Below are 17835 nucleotides of genomic sequence, written 5' to 3'. Positions count from 1 at the left end.
GGTGGATTACTTCAGCAGGCCTTTCTGCTGCAGATAATCTGCCGCCACGCGCTTCGCATCCTGGCCCTCCACCGCAATGCGGGCATTCAGCTGCTGCAGCGTTTTTTCATCGAGGCTGGCGAAGACCGGCTGCAGCCAGTCGGCAATCTGCGGGTAGGCCTTGAGCACCGCCTCGCGCACCACCGGCGTCGGGGCATATATCGGCTGCACGCCCTGCGGGTCGCTCAGCGTCTGTAACCCCAGGGCCGCCACCGGGCCATCGGTGCCGTAGGCCATCGCCGCGTTAACGCCGGAGGTCTGTTGCGCCGCCGCTTTGATGGTCACCGCCGTATCGCCCCCGGCCAGCGACAGCAGCTGGTTCTGGTTGAGGTTGAAGCCATACGCTTTTTCAAACGCCGGCAGCGCGTCCGGGCGCTCAATAAATTCCGCCGAAGCCGCCAGCTTAAATTCGCCGCCCTGCTTCAGGTAGCGACTGAGGTCGGCCAGCGAGGTCAGCTTATTTTTCTCCGCCAGGTCCTGGCGCACGGCGATAGTCCAGGTGTTGTTGGCCGGCGCCGGGGTGAGCCATACCAGCTGATGTTTCTCCTGATCGAGGCGCTTCACCTTCTCATAGCCCTGTTGGGCATTCTTCCACGCCGGGTCGTTTTCATCTTTGAAGAAGAAGGCGCCATTGCCGGTATATTCCGGGTAGATATCCAGCTCGCCGGCGACAATCGCCCCGCGCACCACCGGCGTGGTGCCGAGCTGGATTTTATTAATCGTTTTTACGCCGTGGCTTTCCAGCACCTGCTGGATCATATTGCCCAGCAGCGCGCCTTCGGTATCAATTTTCGAGCCGACCTTCACCGGCTCCGCCGCCTGCAGCGGTAAACTTATCAGGGCGGCCAGCGCCAGCGCGCCGGACCATGTCGTTGCCATCTTCATCCCGCATCCCTCAGTTCTTTTGCGCTTCGCTTACAGAAGCTTAAGAGAAAAGCGTAGCCCATTTGCCAGCGATGCGAAAAAGAAAAGGCCGATTAATCGGCCTTTAAAGCGTGACGTTGGACTTAAGAGCGATGCCTTACAGCAGCTCAAACTCGCTCTGCTTCACGCGGGCTGAGTCCACGCCGATAAAGACATTGAATTTGCCCGGCTCAGCAACGTATTTCATCTGCTGATTCCAGAACTTCAGCGCGTCGACGTCGATTGGGAAGCTAACGGTTTGCGTTTCGCCCGGTTTGAGGGTGACCTTTTTAAAGCCGCGCAGCATTTTCACCGGCCGGCTCATGGAGGCGGTGACGTCCTGCAGATACAGCTGAATCACCGTCGCCCCTTCGCGATTGCCGGTGTTGGTCACCTGCACGCTGGCGGTCACGCTGCCATCGCGCGGCATGGTGGCCGACGACATGTTGACATCGGAGACGCTAAAGGTGGTGTAGCTCAGGCCGTAACCAAACGGATACAGCGGGCCATTGGCTTCATCGAAGTAACGCGAGGTGTACTTGTTCGGCTTCTCCGGATTATACGGCCGGCCGGTATTCAGGTGGCTGTAGTAGGTTGGGATCTGGCCCACCGAGCGCGGGAAAGACATCGGCAGCTTGCCCGACGGGTTGTAGTCGCCAAACAGCACGTCGGCGATGGCGTGGCCGCCTTCGGTGCCGGCAAACCAGGTCTCCAGCAGCGCATCGGCTTGCTGATCCTCTTTCACCAGCGCCAGCGGACGCCCGTTCATCAGCACCAGCACCAGCGGTTTGCCGGTGGCTTTAAGAGCGGCAATCAGATTGCGCTGGCTCTGCGGCAGGGTGATATCGGTCCGGCTGGAGGCCTCATGCGCCATGCCCTGCGCCTCGCCCACCACGGCGACCACCACATCGGATTGCTTCGCCGCCGCGACCGCTTCGTCGATCATTTCCTGCGGCGAGCGTGGGTCAACCTGCACCGCGTTCTCATACAAATTGAGGAAATCGACAATGCCTTTGTCATCGGTAACGTTCGCCCCTTTGGCGTAAATCACTTTGCCGTTATCGCCCAGCGCTTCTTTGATGCCGGACAGGACGGTCACCGACTGGTCGGCCACCCCGGCCGCGGACCAGCTGCCCATCATGTCGCGCTTGCTGTCCGCCAGCGCGCCCACCACCGCGATAGTGCCGGATTTTTTCAGCGGCAGCGTATCAAGACGGTTCTTCAGCAGCACCAGGCTCTCGCGAGCCACTTCGCGCGCCTCTTTACGATGCAGACGACTTTCCGCATTGGTGTCCTGCGGGTCAGAATCTTTCGGTCCCAGGTGGCTGTAGGGATCGTTGAACAGTCCCATATCATATTTCACGTTGAGCACGTGTCGGGTGGCATCATCCAGCTCGGCCATGGTCACCTTGCCGGACTTCACCAGCCCCGGCAGGTACTTGCTGTAATACTCGTCGCTCATGCTCATGTTGATGCCGGACTTCAGCGCTACGCGCACCGCGTCTTCCGGGTCGGAGGCCACGCCGTGCTTAATCAACTCTTTGATGGCGCCGTGGTCGGAAACGGTGATGCCTTTAAAGCCCCACTGGTCGCGCAGGACGTCTTTCAGCAGCCAGGAATCAGAGGTCGCCGGGGTGCCGTTCAGCGAGTTCAGGGCTACCATCACCGCGCCGCTGCCGGCATCAAGCCCGGCTTTATACGGCGGCATATAGTCGTTGAACAGGCGCTGCGGGCTCATGTCGACCGTATTGTACTCTTTCCCGCCCTCCACCGCGCCGTAGGCGGCGAAATGCTTGACGCTGGTCATCACCGAATAGCGGTCCGCCGGGCTCTTGCCCTGCATCGACTCCACCATCGCCTGGCCCATCATCGTGGTCAGATAGGTGTCTTCCCCGAACCCTTCGGAAGCGCGTCCCCAGCGCGGGTCGCGGGAGACGTCGACCATCGGCGCCCAGGTCATGTTCAAGCCGTCATCGGCGGCTTCATAAGCTGACACGCGGCCCACGGTCTTCACCGTATCAAGGTTAAACGACGAGGCCAGGCCGAGGCTTATCGGAAACACGGTACGCTGACCGTGCAGCACATCGTAGGCAAAGAACAGCGGGATCTTCAGGCGGCTAAGCTGCATCACCTGATCCTGCATTACACGGATATCCGGGCGGGTAACGGTGTTAAAAATCGCCCCCACCTGACCGTTCTTGATCATTTCACGGATCGCCTCTTTCGGGTTATCCGGGCCAACGCTTATCAGACGCAGCTGGCCGATTTTCTCGTCCACCGTCATTTTTTTCAGCAGGTCGGTGACAAAGGCATCCCGCGCCTGCGGGGTCAGGGGGTGGTTACCAAACAGTTCATCCGCCAGCGCGGGTTGCAGCGCCAGACTCACGGCGACGCTTACAGTGCAGAGCCATTTCATTGTTATCTCGCTTTATCTCAGACGGGGACTCGGTAAAACATAATAAAAACCGCAGTTTGCCATATATATAAACAACGCGCCCGCAGAATGCTAAGGTTCTTCTCTGATTTTTGCGAAACATTCATGCATCAAATTGTCATACAAAGCGCTATGCTTATCCTCGATATTTCGCGCACCACCACAAGGAGTGGAACATGTCATCTGCACCCACTGACACCCATAAAACGTTTCTGGCTGACCTGGCGCGCCTGGTTGGCCCTTCGCATCTGCTGACCGACCCGGCAAAAACCCAGCGCTACCGCAAAGGCTTCCGCTCCGGTCAGGGCGAGGCGCTGGCGGTTGTCTTTCCCGGTACCCTGCTGGAGCTCTGGCGCGTGCTCAACGCCTGCGTAGACGCCGATAAAATTATTCTGATGCAGGCGGCCAACACCGGCCTGACCGAAGGTTCGACCCCCAACGGCAATGATTACGATCGCGAGATCGTGATTATCAGCACCCTGCGCCTGGACAAACTGCATCTGCTGGACAAAGGCGAGCAGGTGCTGGCCTGGCCCGGCACCACCCTCTATTCGCTGGAAAAAGCGCTCAAACCGTTGGGACGCGAACCGCACTCGGTGATCGGTTCGTCATGCATCGGCGCATCGGTCATCGGCGGGATCTGCAACAACTCCGGCGGCTCGCTGGTGCAGCGCGGGCCGGCCTACACTGAGATGTCGCTGTTCGCGCAGATTGACGCCGACGGCAAGCTGAAGCTGGTCAATCATCTGGGCATCGATCTCGGCAGCACGCCGGAGCAGATCCTCAGCCGCCTCGATGACGAACGGATTAGCGATAGCGATGTCCTGCACGACGGCCGCCACGCCCACGATCACGACTATGTCACCCGCGTGCGCGATGTCGATGCCGACACCCCGGCGCGCTATAACGCCGACCCGGACCGCCTGTTCGAATCCTCCGGCTGCGCCGGCAAGCTAGCGGTTTTCGCCGTGCGTCTCGATACTTTCCCGGCGGAAAAGCGCCAGCAGGTGTTTTACATTGGCACCAACCAGCCACAGGTATTGACCGAGATCCGCCGTCATATCCTCGCTGAGTTCCAGCATCTGCCGGTGGCGGGGGAATATATGCACCGCGATATTTACGATATCGCCGAGAAGTATGGCAAAGACACCTTCCTGATGATCGACAAGCTCGGCACCGACAAAATGCCGTTCTTCTTCACCATGAAGGGGCGCACCGACGCGATGCTGGAGAAAGTCTCGCTGTTTAAGCCGCACTTTACCGACCGCTTTATGCAGAAGCTCGGCCACGTCTTCCCGGCGCATTTACCGGAGCGGATGAAAACCTGGCGCGATAAATATGAACATCATCTGCTGCTGAAGATGGCTGGCGACGGCATCGAAGAAGCGCAGCGTTGGTTGACGGAGTACTTCCAGCAGGCCGAGGGGGATTTCTTCGCCTGTACGCCGGAGGAAGGCAGCAAGGCGTTCCTCCATCGCTTTGCCGCCGCCGGCGCGGCGATCCGCTATCAGGCGGTGCATGCCGACGAAGTCGAAGATATTCTGGCGCTGGATATCGCCCTGCGGCGTAACGATACCGAGTGGTTCGAACATCTGCCGCCCGAAATCGACAGCCAGCTGGTGCATAAGCTCTACTATGGCCACTTTATGTGCCATGTGTTCCATCAGGATTACATCGTCAGGAAAGGGGTCGACGCCCACGCGCTGAAGGAAAAAATGCTGGAGTTACTGAAAGCGCGCGGCGCCCAGTACCCGGCGGAGCATAACGTGGGTCATCTGTATGAGGCCCCGGAGAGCCTGCAGCAGTTCTATCGCCAGAACGATCCGACCAACAGCATGAACCCGGGGATTGGTAAAACCAGCAAGCAGAAATACTGGGGTGAAGCGGCCCCGACGCCAGCCTCTCCGGCGGATCCGCAATAATCGACGGCAGGACTATTCAGCCTGGCGCTTCTGTATTACGCTGCACGCCGGAGAATGTTTCTCCGGCAGATTCAGGAGCGCCGCCATGCCCGCAGAGGCCCCGTTACTCGACAGTGATTTAGAAATTCGCGAAGCGCTGCCCGACGATGCGCACGCCATCGCCGCGCTGTATGTCTGGCACGTGCTTAATGGCCGCGCCTCCTTCGAAGAGATCCCCCCCACCGTTGACGAAATGCGTAAACGGATCCAGACCGTGCGCGACAACGGGCTGCCGTGGCTGGTAGCACTGTGGCGCGGGGCTATCGTCGGCTACTGCTATGCCACCTTCTATCGCCCGCGTCCGGCCTATCGCTACACCCTCGAGGAATCGATATACGTGGAATCCGGAATGGGCGGACGCGGCATCGGCAGCGCGCTGCTGTCCAGGCTAATCGCTGAGTGCGAGAAAGGCCCGTGGCGGCAGATGCTGGCGATCATCGGCGATGGCCATAACAATGCCGGCTCGCTGGCGATCCATAAAAAGTTCGGCTTTACCGTGGCGGGTCAGCTGCGCAGCGTCGGCTACAAGATGGGCGACTGGCGGGATACGTTGATTATGCAGCGCGCGCTGGGTGACGGCGACTGGACGCTGCCGGAGTGATATCCGGCGTCAAATCCCCGGCTCGCGGCGTAAACGCCTTAGCCGGGCTACCGTTCAGCGCGGTTCCAGAGAGGCGTCAGCCGCCATCCTGCACAAGCACCGGCACTCGGCCTGATTGCCCGGCGGCGCTGCACTTGCCGGGCCTACGAAAGGGGCGAACCCGGCGCCAAATCACGTAGCCCGGATAAAGCGCGAGCCACCATCCGCCACAAACACCGGCTCTCGGCCTGATTGCCCGGCGGCGCTGCGCTTGCCGGGCCTGCGAAGGGGATGAACCCGGCGCCAAATCACATAGCCCGGATAAGGCGCGAGCCACCATCCGCCACAAACACCGGCACTCGGCCTGATTGCCCGGCGGCGCTGCGCTTGCCGGGCCTGCGAAGGGGATGAACCCGCCGCCAAATCACGTAGCCCGGATAAGGCGCAATGCGCCGCCATCCGGGAGACATGCAGATTAATCGTTCTGCGCGGTCTGCGCGCCGCCTTTCAGCATCGCCTCCGCCATCTGCGCTTCGCGCTGCTTTTTATAGCTCAGCGCCGAGGCGGGTACCGGCATCACCTTCCCGGTTTCAATCCAGGTCCGCAAGCGGCTGGCGTCAGCGAAGTGGGTATATTTGCCGAAGGCATCCATCACCACCAGCGCCACCGGACGTTGGTTAATCACCGTGCGCATAATCAGGCAGTGGCCGGCAGCGTTGGTGAAGCCGGTTTTGGTCAGCTGAATGTTCCAGTTATCGCGATACACCAGATGGTTGGTGTTGCGGAACGGCAGGCTGTAGGCCGGATGGGCGAAGGTGGCGGTCTCTTCTTTGGTGGTGCTCAGCTGGCCGATCAGCGGATACTGCTCGCTGGCGATCAGCAGTTTGGTCAGATCGCGGGCGGTGGAGACGTTATGCACCGACAGGCCGGTGGGCTCCACGTAGCGGGTATGGGTCATGCCCAGCGCCTGGGCTTTGGCGTTCATCGCGCGAATAAAAGCGTCGTAGCCGCCCGGATAGTGATGCGCCAGGCTGGCGGCCGCGCGGTTCTCGGAAGACATCAGCGCCAGCAGCAGCATATCGCGGCGACTAATCTGGCTGTTGAGGCGCACGCGGGAGTAGATCCCCTTCATTTCCGGCGTATGGCTGATATCCACCGTCAGCATCTCATCCAGCGGCAGATGGGCATCGAGCACCACCATGGCCGTCATCACTTTGGTGATCGACGCCATCGGGCGCACCAGATCCGGCTGGCTGGCATAAATGATTTTTTTCGTGGCCAGATCGACGATCATGGCGCTGCCGGAGGCAATTTCCGGCTGCGAGGCGGTCACCGCCGTCGGGGTTTTTGCTAACGCCTGGGGCGCAAAAGGCACAGCCAGCAGCAAGGTCAGGCTGAGCAAAGAGACTCGAAATTTCGGCATCATGGGCATTCTGAAAAGTATTTTTGCACGTTATGGAACGTACGCCGCGAGGTTAAGTGGGCAACTTCGCTGGCAAACGCCATCATACCGCGCCGTAAGGCCCTGTGCCTAATAAGAATCGTGAAGAAATGCTGCATTGCCGACATAAAATACATATTTGCCGGCAATGCATATTTACCCGTGCCGTCCTATCAGAAGAGTCGGTAGCCATACCCCCACAGCACCACGGTGATGGCCAGCAGCACTTCCAGCACCAGTACCCCAATAGCTAGCGTCGAGCTGGCAAAGCTTAACCCCTCTTCCCGATTAATGCTCAGGAAGGTCGGAATGCCGAGATACAGCAGATACCCGGTATAGAACAGCGCAATAGTACCGACCAGCGCGCACAGCCAGACCAGCGGATAGAGCGCCACAATCCCGCTCAGAAACAGCGGGGTGGCGACGTAGCCGGCAAACACCATGCAGCGTTTCAGGGAAGGCTGCTGCGGATACTGCCTCGCCATCCACCAGATGACCCGCCCCATGATCGCCACCCCGGCGAGCATCACGGCGTAAAACAGCACCGCCAGCGCCAGTCCGGTCAGCATCGACAGTTTAATCACGGTGCCATCGCCGAAGTTCCAGCCCAGCTGCGTGGTGCCGATAAAGGCGCAGACTACCGGAACCGCCGCCATCAGCAGCACATGATGCGTATAGTGATGAGAAATGGTTTCATTCTCGCTCTTAATCACGCTCATTTCCCGGTTGGGATGAGCGAAGAGCCCCCAGACATGGTTCATAGCGTCCCCCTTGTCACGGCTTCGTACTGCACTGATCCAAGTATAATTCACCCTGTAGATTATTTTATGTACAGCACAGAAAATTCTGCGTCGCCGTGTTTTGGTCAGCAGGGTGTATGATTAAGAGGTGATGAGGTAAGGAGAAAAGCTTTTTATGGATATCAATCACCTGATTTCCCAGTATGGCTACGCGGCGCTGATCGTCGGCAGCATGGCGGAAGGTGAGACCATTACCCTGCTGGGCGGCGTCGCGGCGCATCAGGGGCTACTGAAATTTCCCCTGGTGGTGATCGCCGTCGCCCTCGGCGGGATGATTGGCGATCAGCTCCTCTATCTGGTCGGTCGCCGCTTCGGGGGACGCATCCTGCGCCGTTTCGCCAGTCAGAAAGCGCGGATCCGTAAAGCGCAGCGTATGATCCAGCACCGGCCGTGGCTGTTTGTCATCGGCACCCGCTTTATGTATGGCTTCCGGGTAATCGGCCCCCTGCTGATCGGCGCCAGCCGCCTGCCGCCGCGCATTTTCCTGCCGCTGAATATTGTCGGAGCGCTGGTGTGGGCCCTGCTGTTTACCACCATTGGCTATCTCGGCGGCGAGGTGGTTGGCCCGTGGCTGCACCATCTGGACGCCCATCTGAAGCACTGGATCTGGCTGATCCTCGCGGTGGTGGTGGTGGTGGCCGCCCACTGGTGGCTCAGGCGGCGCGAGAGTAAGAAGAAAGACTAAGCGGCGCGCCCGCGGGCGCACCGTGGTTGGCGGTTACTTCACCGTCTGGTGGTAGCCGCCGCCGAGGGCCGAGGTCAGTTGAATGCTGGCGTCAATCCACTGGCCGTGCAGGCGCAATGCGGTGATCCGTTCCTGCAGCGCCGGGAGCTTCGCCATACTGACTCTGGAGCCAGGTAAGATCCCCGCCGCCATTCGGGCCTGCGCCAGATCTACTACCCGCTGAGCGTCTTTTTCAACCTGCTGCTGCTGCTGGCTTTTGGCCATTAATGTTTCGACCTGGCTGGCGGTTTTCGCCACCTGGTTAACGGCATCCACCACCGCTTTGTTGTACTGGGCGATCGACAGGCTATTCTGCGCGCTGGCGATATCCAGGTTGGCGTTAAGGCGGCCGCTGTCAAAGATCGGCAGCGTCAACCCGGCAGTAACGCCCATCTGCTGCGCCGAATGGCGGAAAAGATCGCTTAAGTGCAGGGCATCCTGCTGCAGGAACGCCATCAGATTGATGTCCGGATAAAACGCCGCTTTCGCCGCGTCCACTTCGCTCAGGGACGCCTCAATATACCAGTGGGCGACCTGCAGATCCGGGCGGCGCGCCAGCAGCTCATAGCCGAGGGTATCTGGCAGCTGCGCGCTGACCGTTGGCAGGCTGGCGGGTTTGAGGTTTAGCGACTGGCTCTGGCTGTTGGTCAGGGCCATCAGCCGTGCTTCAATCTCTTTCATCGTGCCCGTCACGTCCGCCAGCTGCTGGTCGGTTTTGCTGACGTTAATATCGTTCTCCGCCCCTTCGGCGGAGTTAGTGATCCCGCGCTGATACAGGGCCTTGTCGACCGTCACAATATTATTTTGCTCGTTTTTCACCTGCTGCAGCACCGCTTTGATCGCCGCTTCCGTCTGCCACTGCCAGTACAGACGCGCCACGCTGCCGGAGAGCAGCTCACGGGTCTGGGCCTGTTCAGCAACCTGGGCTTTCAGCTCGCCGATACGCGCTTTCACCAGCGCACGGTTTTTGCCCCACAGATCGAGATCCCAACCAGCGGTCAGGCCAAAGGTACCGTTGGTGTACCACGGGCCGGTATTGCCGTCGGTGTCGGTAGCAAACGGTCCCATCAGGCCTTCGGCCGACATGCGCTGGCGTTCAATATCGGCGGAGAAATCCATCTCCGGGCCAAGATTCGCCTGCGACATTCGCGCCTGCGCTTCGGCAAGCCTGATGCGCTGTTCGGCAATCTGCATATCCGGCGCGTTGGCCAACGCTCGCTGAATCAGATTATTAAGCTGTGGGTCATGGTAATCTTTCCACCAGTCAGTCTGCGGCCAGCCATTTTTCACGGCGGCAGGGAGATCCATGGAAACATGGGAGGCTGGAATTTGCTGCTGCGGCGGATTAGCAACCTCATGAGATGGCGCGCAGCCAGCCAGCGCGATGGCCAGGGGCAATGCCGCCAGCACGCTTTTATTTAATATCAATTTCATTGGACAGGTCAGATAACTTAATCAGGTTGGTTATCATAAGTTAATTGAATTAAACGCGTTTAGTAAAGCGTGTGACTAAATTATTAGTTTGCTAAAAATAAACAATCTTATCAATTCAGGGAGTGAATATGAGCCGGCATCTTTTAACGAGCCGCACCTCTTTTCCACCCTGCCCGCTCTGGATGAAGAGAAAGAACGTCCGATGACCTTTTTACTGCGCGCGCGTAAACCGGGCTAACCCCCCGCCCGGCGATGGCCGGGCGGGCATTCTTTAGGCTTTCAGGCTGGCGCCGCGGCTGGCAATCACCTCTTTATACCAGCTAAAGCTCTTCTTCTTACTACGCGCCAGGGTGCCGGTACCGTCATCATGGCGGTCGACATAGATAAAGCCGTAGCGCTTCGACAGCTCCGCCTTTGAGGCGCTCACCAGGTCAATCGGTCCCCAGCTGGTAAAGCCCATCAGCTCAACGCCATCGTCAATGGCTTCCCGCGCCTGCACCAGGTGGTCGTTCAGGTAACTGATGCGGTAGTCATCGTTAATGCTGCCGTCGGCTTCCACCTTATCTTTGGCGCCCAGACCGTTTTCCACGATAAACAGCGGCTTCTGGTAGCGATCCCACAGCACGTTCAGCAGTGTGCGCAGGCCCAGCGGATCTATCTGCCAGCCCCACTCCGAGCTCGCCAGGTGCGGGTTCGGCACCATGCTGAGAATATTGCCGCGCGCCTGCTGGTTCAGCGCCTCGTCGGCGGTGACGCAGCCGGTCATGTAGTAGCTGAAGGAGATAAAGTCGACGGTGGTTTTTAGCGCTTCACGATCGGCGTCGGTGATGGTGAGCGTGATGCCGTTGTCACGGAAATAGCGCTGCATATAGCCCGGGTACGCGCCGCGCGCCTGTACGTCGCCGAAGAACTGCCAGCTGCGGTTCTCCTGCAGCGTCTCGAACACATCCTCCGGTTTGCAGCTCAGGGGATACATCAGCCCGCCGAGCAGCATATTGCCGATTTTGCCCTCAGGCACCAGCTCATGACAGGCTTTGACCGCCAGCGCGCTGGCCACCAGCTGGTGGTGAATCGCCTGATACACCTCGCCTTTGCTGCTGCCGGCCGGCAGGCCGACCCCGGTCATCGGGGCATGTAGCGACATATTGATTTCGTTAAAGGTCAGCCACAGTTTGACCTTATTTTTATAGCGGCTGAACACCGTCCGGGCGTAGCGCTCAAAGAAGCCAATCACCTCCCGGCTGCCCCAGCCGCCGTAGTTTTTTACCAGCGCCCATGGCATTTCATAATGCGACAGCGTCACCAGCGGGGTGATGTTGTGCTTCGCCATCTCGTCGAACAGCTTGTCGTAGAACGCGAGGCCGGCTTCGTTCGGCTCGGCGTCGTCGCCGTTGGGGTAGATGCGGGTCCAGGCGATGGAGACTCGCAGGCAGTTAAAGCCCATCTCGGCAAACAGGGCGATATCTTCCGGATAGCGATGGTAAAAATCGATCGCCACATCTTTTATGCCGCTGTCGCCGGGTACACGCTCGACCACTTCGCCGAACACGCCATGCGGCTGCACATCGGAGGTGGATAAGCCTTTGCCATCTTCCAGATAAGCACCTTCCACCTGATTGGCCGCGGTCGCGCCGCCCCACAAAAAATCCGCCGGGAATGTTTTCATCTCTTTCTCCTGTGATTAATGGCTGACTGACAACAGCGGCTGACCGGCTTCGACGGCGCTGGACGCCACCGTGTCAATCTCCCGGTAGTCGTCGCTGTTGCTGATAATGATCGGGGTCGCCAGGTCGTAGCCGGCGTCCAGAATCGCCTGGCGATCAAACTCAATCAGCAGATCGCCGGCCTGTACCCTGTCGCCCTCTTTCACATGCGCGGTAAAGGGCACGCCGTCGAGTTTGACCGTGTCGATGCCGACGTGGATCAGCAGCTCAATGCCGCTGTCGCTTTGCAGGCCGATGGCGTGTTTAGTCTGAAACAGGGAGGCCACTTCGCCCGGGAACGGGGCAATCACTTGGCCCACCGCCGGGATAATGGCGACCCCTTTACCCAGCAGGCCGCTGGCGAAGGTGCTATCCGGCACCTGCTCGAGGGCGATAACGCTGCCGCTCATCGGCGCCAGAATATCGTTTGCCGAGGCCGGGGCTACCGTCACGGCGCCCGGTGCGGCGCTACCGCGCGGCAGGCCGGCGAAGAAGGTCAGCACGCAGGCGAGCACGAAAGCCACGCCGGTGCCGATAAGCCCGCCCCAGACGCTGGCGTCAATCCCGCCGGGCGGGATCATTTGCGCCGGGAAAAAGATGTTTGGCAGGCCAAACGAGTAGGCATAACTGTTGCTAAAGGCAGTGATCGCCCCGCCAATCGCCCCGGCGACACAGCCGAAGATAAACGGACGGCGCAGCGGCAGAGTCAGGCCATAGATAGCCGGCTCGGTGATGCCGAACAGCCCGGCGGAGAAGGCGGAACCGGCCAGCACCCGCTGGCGCGCATCGCGGGTGGCGAGGAAAATACCGAGCACGGCGCCCACCTGGGCAATCACCGCCGGGAGGATAATAGGCAGCATGGAGTCGTGACCAAGCACCGTCATGTTATTGATCATCAACGGCACCAGCCCCCAGTGCAGGCCGAAAATAACGCACACCTGCCACATGGCGCCCAGTACCGCGCCCGCCAGCCATGGGGCAAACGCATAAATGAACTGGTAGCCGTTGGCCAGCAGATGGCTCAGCCAGGTGGCGACCGGGCCAATCACCAGGAAGGTGAGCGGGACCACCACCGCCAGGCAGATCGCCGGGCTGAAGAAGTTTTTCATCGATGACGGCAACAGCGCATTGCTCTTGCGCTCCAGCCAGCAGCAGACCCATGAGGCGAGAATAATCGGGATCACTGACGAGCTGTAGTTGATAAAGGTCACCGGAATGCCGAGAAAGTGCTCCACCGCCGCGCCCGGCGCCTGGCTGGCCTCAAAGGCCTGAATCATCAGCGGGTGGGTTAACGCCCCGCCAATCACCATCGAGATAAACGGGTTGCCGCCAAACTTCTTCCCGGCGGTATAGCCAAGAAACAGCGGGAAGAAAAAGAACAGCGCGTCGCTGGCGGCAAACCAGATTTTATAAGTCCCCTGCTCCGGCGTAAGCCAGCCGCAGGTCACCGCCAGCGCCAGCAGGCCTTTCAGCAGACCGGTTGCCGCCATCACGCCGATAAACGGTGTAAAGATGCCGGAGATGATGTCGATAAGCTGGCTTAACACCGATCCTTTGGCCGCTTTTTCCTCGGCAACCGGTTCGTTGTCATCGCTTAACCCCGCCTCCTGGCGCACCGCCAGCCAGACGTCGTGAACGTGGTTGCCAATCACCACCTGAAACTGGCCGCCGCTCTCCACCACCATAATCACGCCCGGATTGGCCTTCAGCCCTTCGGCATCGGCTTTGCCGTTATCCTTCAGTTTAAAACGCAGACGTGTCGCACAGTGAACCAGACTCACAATGTTCTCTTTGCCGCCGACGCGGTTGAGAATATCCTGCGCGAGTGCTTTATATTCCATGCTCTTTTCCTTACTGCCGCTGCCCGCAGACAACCGGCGACTGAGTAGTAAAAAATAAAAAAACCCGAGAACCACGCCGGTGGGCGTCGCGCTCAGGTTTTGCCTGCATCATGCAGTAACAATCCAGTTTTGTTGGGGAGAATTAACGCCCCTCTTTTCTTACCCGTTCGATATGAATGGCAAGAAACATAATTTCTTCGGTGGTCAGCGACCGCTGATACTGCTTTTGCAGATGCGTCGCCACCGTTTCCGCACACTTCCACGCTTTGGCGTAGTTATCTTTCACCGCGCTGTGCAGCGAGACGTCGTCATCTTCCACCACCGTGCGCGTCAGCATCCGCTGGGCGAAAAACTTCAGGTGGGTGACGAAACGCTGATAGCTCAGCGACTCTTCATCGTAGTTAAGCTGCAGCTGATACTTCACCAGCTGCAGGATCTCCTGCATCACCCGGGTCACGTGCATGACCTCCGGCATTTCGCTGTTGAGCTGCGCCGTCACCAGATGCAGGGCGATAAATCCGGCTTCATCCTCCGCCAGCTCCACGCCGAGCCTTTTGGCAATGATGGCCCTTGCCTCCTGGCCCAGCGCGAACTCCTTCGGATACAGCCGCTTAATCTCCCACAGCAGCACGTTACGCAGTGCGATGCCCTTTTTCTGCCGCTCGATAGCAAAATGACAGTGATCCGTTAACGTGATGTACAAACTTTCCTGTAACTTGCCCAGCCGTCCGCGTGCCAGGTCGATAATGCGATCGCAGGTGGTCATCACTTCTAACGGTATCTGACTGAGAAGCTCGCCTAAGCGGCCGACCAGCTCATCGCTTTGTAAGGCGAAAACTTTTTCAATTTTACTGTCGTCCAGCACGTCGCCCGGGCGTTTCTGAAAGGCCAGCCCTCGCCCCATCACCACCTGTTCGCGCCGGTGCTCGTCGAGAACCACCACCACATTGTTATTGAGTACTTTGGCGATTTGCATATAGACCCCAGAAACAAAAAAACCTGACCCCCGACGAAACGCCAGGTGATCAGGTTTTGCCTGCCGCAGCAGTTGCAATCCAACACCCGCACTGTAACAACTTCTGCTGCGCGCTCAACCTGACAAGTAAAAAAACGTGATTAAGATCGCGACTATCAGAAGGTCACGACGGTTTTCCACTCCACTACCCACGCGTCCTGGGTCTGCGCGACGCCGCCCGGACGGTGCCAGTACTGCAGGCCCGGCTGCAGCTCCAGCCAGGAGACCGGGCGGAAGCGATAATAGAGCTCACCGTTCAGCGAATGACCGGCCACCGGCTGGTAAGCCGGATCGTTATAGTCGGTGGCGCCGCTTATCTGATTCATATAGCGCTGATTACGTGCGTAGTGGCTGCTCATGTCGATCCACGTCAGGCCGAAGCCAATCCAGTCCTCCGGGCGGGCGTCAAACAGACCGCGGTAGCGCATGGAGGCGGCGACGGCGGAGTGGATATAGTTGCTGCGCTGGTCGCTGAGGCTGCCGCTCAGTGAGACGCTCATCCCCCGCAGCGGGTCGTCGGCGTGGCGGGTGATCTGCTGGTTCAGGCCGGCGTACATAAACCAGGTGCTATCGTGCTCGGCGTAACCTTGCGAATCGGTCGCCCCGGCGCCGCCGGATTTACCGCTGTAGAGGTCGCTCTGCGGCGCGTTAGTCCAGACCACGCCAAGGTTATAGGCTCCCGGCAGGCCATTAATCAGCGGACGGGTTTCGATCTCCATCGGCAGTAAGATGCCTTTGCTACCCTTCGTCGACCAGCTCCACGCGTGGCTGCGCGCGGTAGCCTGCGGGTTTTGCTCCATCACTCCGCCTTTCAGGGTGACCGTCGGCGTCAGCTTGTACTCCAGGGTGGTGCCCCAGGTATGAATGTTCCAGTTATTCCAGGTCAGCGAGTTGGCCGATTTCCCACCGCACTGGGTCAGCAGCTGAAAATCGCAGGGAATGATCTGGTCGAAGGTTTGCACCTTGTTCATCATGCCGATGCGCCAGGTCAGGCGGCGGTCGTCAAAGCTGCGGGCAAAGGTGAGCCAGCCAAGGCGGGTAATCGACCCGCCGCCCCAGCTCTCCTGCGATAGATCGTTGAAACTCACCCGCGGATCCTGCAGCCGTTTCGTGGTGAGGTTATCATCATGGTTGCGGTTGACGATATTGCCCTCAAGCCGCGCGTCCGGTATGCCGGTCCAGCGCTCCAGATCCTGGGTAAAGGTCAATGACACCTGGTCAATATAGGCCAGATGTTTATCATGGTTATAGCCGCCGCCGGCGTTGTAGGCCATCTCGTTAAGATAGCCGAGATTATAATGAAAGCCGTTTTCTTCAAGGATCGGACGAATGCCTAGCATATCGCCCAGCAGCCCTTGCTGCCCGGCTTCAAACCCCAGCGCGCTGCCGTTCCACGCCGGGATGTCCGCGGCGCTCACGGCAGGCGCCATGGCCGCCAGCATAGCGCCGATCAAAAGCTGATTTATTTTTTTGTTATGCATTGTGATATCCACCGTGACTGAATAAAAACAAAGGGGATCCCCAGGCTATTTATTTACCCGTTTTCTTTTTTTAAAAAATGAATGGCAAAAAGCGTCCGTCGGTAATAAAACCGCGACAATGCCAGAGAAATCGTTATTCACATCTCATTGTTTTACATCATCATTTTATCCACCCTGAATTTTTACCAAAAAAAAACCTAAGCACTTTGCGCCACGAATGACGAAAGTGCTTAGGTTTTGCCTGAGTTCAGTAGCAATCCTGAATTGATTGACCGCACATTATCACTTTATTCAACCCATGCCTATCATCAATAGGCATGCAAGTAATAATATGTGAAGCGAATAACAGTATGGCGGTTAATAGCGGCCGATCGCCGCCGCTATTTCAGCAGACGTTTGCAGGGCGCGAATTTCATTAAACAGGGTCAGCGCCTCGGTATATTCCTTGCGTAAATAGCCTAACCACTGCTTAATTCTCGCCACATGATACAGACCGGTATCACCCTGCTTTTCCAGGCGGGTATATTTGTGCAACAGCTGGACCACCTGCGGCCACGGCATGCGCGGTTCATTGTATTTGATCACCCGGCTGAGGTTCGGCACATTGAGCGCCCCGCGGCCAATCATCACCGAATCGCAGCCGGTGACAGCCATACAATCCTGGGCGCTTTGCCAGTCCCAGATTTCACCGTTGGCGACCACCGGGATAGTCAGGCGCTGGCGGATCTCGCCGATCGCCTGCCAGTTGATGCGTTCGGCTTTGTAGCCATCTTCTTTGGTACGGCCGTGAACCACCAGTTCGCTGGCCCCCGCCTGCTGCACCGCGTCGGCGATTTCAAAGCGCCGTTCACCGCTGTCCCAGCCAAGACGAACTTTCACCGTCACCGGCAGATGCTCGGGAACCGCCTCTCGCATGGCTTTCGCGCCGCGATAGATCAACTCTGGATCTTTCAGCAGCGTTGCCCCGCCGCCGCTGCCGTTTACCAGCTTCGACGGACAGCCGCAGTTTAAATCCACCCCCCATGAACCCAGCGCCACCGCGCGGGCGGCATTTTCCGCCAGCCACTCGGGATATTGTCCCAGCAGCTGGACGCGCACGCGGGTGCCGGACGGCGTGCGGCTCTGGTGATGCAGTTCCGGGCATAGCCTGTAGAACGATTTTACCGGCAGCAGTTGATCCACCACGCGCAGAAATTCGGTGATGCAGAGATCGTAATCGTTAACCTCGGTCAGCAGCTCACGCACCAGCGAATCGAGCACGCCTTCCATCGGCGCCAGTAGAACACGCATATCGTTACCCGGAAAAAAAAGAGGCGCTATGGTAGCGCCTCCGGGCGCTGGTTGAAAGCGCTCAATGCGTCGGACCAGACGCACGCCGTACCCCGCACGCTCGATGCGGCAAAGCGGCGAGATAATCTCTATGCTTTACAGAGGTCTGTGGCGTCCCATTCGCCTTTATTTGCCGCGCCTCATCCAGCA

General features: G+C 58.8%; 12 protein-coding genes and 1 pseudogene. 3 read left to right on the top strand and 10 right to left on the bottom strand.

From position 1 onward, the window contains the following. Positions 1 to 6 precede the first annotated feature (6 nt). Together IB144_RS08360 and bglX are read right to left on the bottom strand one after the other, a co-directional pair. Positions 7 to 924 carry an ABC transporter substrate-binding protein gene (locus tag IB144_RS08360; RefSeq protein ID WP_002912823.1) on the bottom strand — a complete coding sequence of 306 codons (918 nt, stop codon included), beginning with the start codon at positions 922 to 924 and terminating at the stop codon, positions 7 to 9. 136 nt (positions 925 to 1060) lie between these two features. Beyond that, the gene (gene bglX, locus IB144_RS08355) at positions 1061 to 3358 is read right to left on the bottom strand and encodes a beta-glucosidase BglX (RefSeq protein ID WP_065888447.1); all 2298 of its coding nucleotides are present in this window, start codon (positions 3356 to 3358) and stop codon (positions 1061 to 1063) included. A 194-nt stretch (positions 3359 to 3552) separates the two neighbouring features. Here bglX and dld point away from each other — a divergent pair, with 194 nt between their 5' ends. Continuing rightward, positions 3553 to 5298, top strand: coding sequence for a D-lactate dehydrogenase (dld, locus tag IB144_RS08350; RefSeq protein WP_002912827.1), 1746 nt, complete (start codon positions 3553 to 3555; stop codon positions 5296 to 5298). Between the two features lie 85 nt (positions 5299 to 5383). Further along, positions 5384 to 5938, top strand: coding sequence for a GNAT family N-acetyltransferase (locus tag IB144_RS08345; protein WP_002912829.1), 555 nt, complete (start codon positions 5384 to 5386; stop codon positions 5936 to 5938). Between the two features lie 454 nt (positions 5939 to 6392). Here IB144_RS08345 and pbpG read toward each other — a convergent pair whose 3' ends face one another. Both pbpG and IB144_RS08335 read right to left on the bottom strand, forming a co-directional pair. Beyond that, entirely contained in the window at positions 6393 to 7343 is a 951-nt protein-coding gene (gene pbpG / locus IB144_RS08340) for a D-alanyl-D-alanine endopeptidase (protein WP_004180615.1), read from the bottom strand. A 188-nt stretch (positions 7344 to 7531) separates the two neighbouring features. Beyond that, positions 7532 to 8119: a Yip1 family protein gene (locus tag IB144_RS08335; protein ID WP_004144230.1), complete on the bottom strand. Its 588-nt coding sequence runs from the start codon at positions 8117 to 8119 to the stop codon at positions 7532 to 7534. A 154-nt stretch (positions 8120 to 8273) separates the two neighbouring features. On the opposite strand from IB144_RS08335, the gene IB144_RS08330 reads away from it, so the two are divergent. Continuing rightward, complete coding sequence (locus IB144_RS08330; RefSeq protein ID WP_002912833.1) at positions 8274 to 8843, top strand: DedA family protein; 570 nt, start codon at positions 8274 to 8276, stop codon at positions 8841 to 8843. Positions 8844 to 8876: 33 nt separating this feature from the next. Here IB144_RS08330 and mdtQ read toward each other — a convergent pair whose 3' ends face one another. From mdtQ to dusC, 6 genes and pseudogenes are all read right to left on the bottom strand, one after another. Next, positions 8877 to 10316 carry a multidrug resistance outer membrane protein MdtQ gene (gene mdtQ / locus IB144_RS08325; RefSeq protein WP_004149095.1) on the bottom strand — a complete coding sequence of 480 codons (1440 nt, stop codon included), beginning with the start codon at positions 10314 to 10316 and terminating at the stop codon, positions 8877 to 8879. A gap of 271 nt (positions 10317 to 10587) precedes the next feature. After that, positions 10588 to 11982 carry a 6-phospho-beta-glucosidase gene (gene ascB / locus IB144_RS08320; RefSeq protein ID WP_032447749.1) on the bottom strand — a complete coding sequence of 465 codons (1395 nt, stop codon included), beginning with the start codon at positions 11980 to 11982 and terminating at the stop codon, positions 10588 to 10590. Between the two features lie 15 nt (positions 11983 to 11997). Further along, a pseudogene (bglF, locus tag IB144_RS08315) lies at positions 11998 to 13972 on the bottom strand (PTS beta-glucoside transporter subunit IIABC). Between the two features lie 30 nt (positions 13973 to 14002). Next, the gene (bglG, locus tag IB144_RS08310; protein WP_002912842.1) at positions 14003 to 14836 is read right to left on the bottom strand and encodes a transcriptional antiterminator BglG; all 834 of its coding nucleotides are present in this window, start codon (positions 14834 to 14836) and stop codon (positions 14003 to 14005) included. Positions 14837 to 14991: 155 nt separating this feature from the next. Then, complete coding sequence (locus IB144_RS08305; RefSeq protein WP_065888450.1) at positions 14992 to 16356, bottom strand: carbohydrate porin; 1365 nt, start codon at positions 16354 to 16356, stop codon at positions 14992 to 14994. A gap of 357 nt (positions 16357 to 16713) precedes the next feature. Then, positions 16714 to 17646: a tRNA dihydrouridine(16) synthase DusC gene (gene dusC, locus IB144_RS08300; RefSeq protein WP_038433072.1), complete on the bottom strand. Its 933-nt coding sequence runs from the start codon at positions 17644 to 17646 to the stop codon at positions 16714 to 16716. Positions 17647 to 17835 lie beyond the last annotated feature (189 nt).

It is taken from the genome of Klebsiella sp. K4 (assembly GCF_014596785.2).
In the GTDB taxonomy this organism is placed as follows: Bacteria; Pseudomonadota; Gammaproteobacteria; order Enterobacterales; family Enterobacteriaceae; genus Klebsiella; species Klebsiella pneumoniae.
The sequence above is the reverse complement of the archived record's forward strand: the minus strand, read 5'-3'. Positions and strand labels throughout refer to the sequence as shown.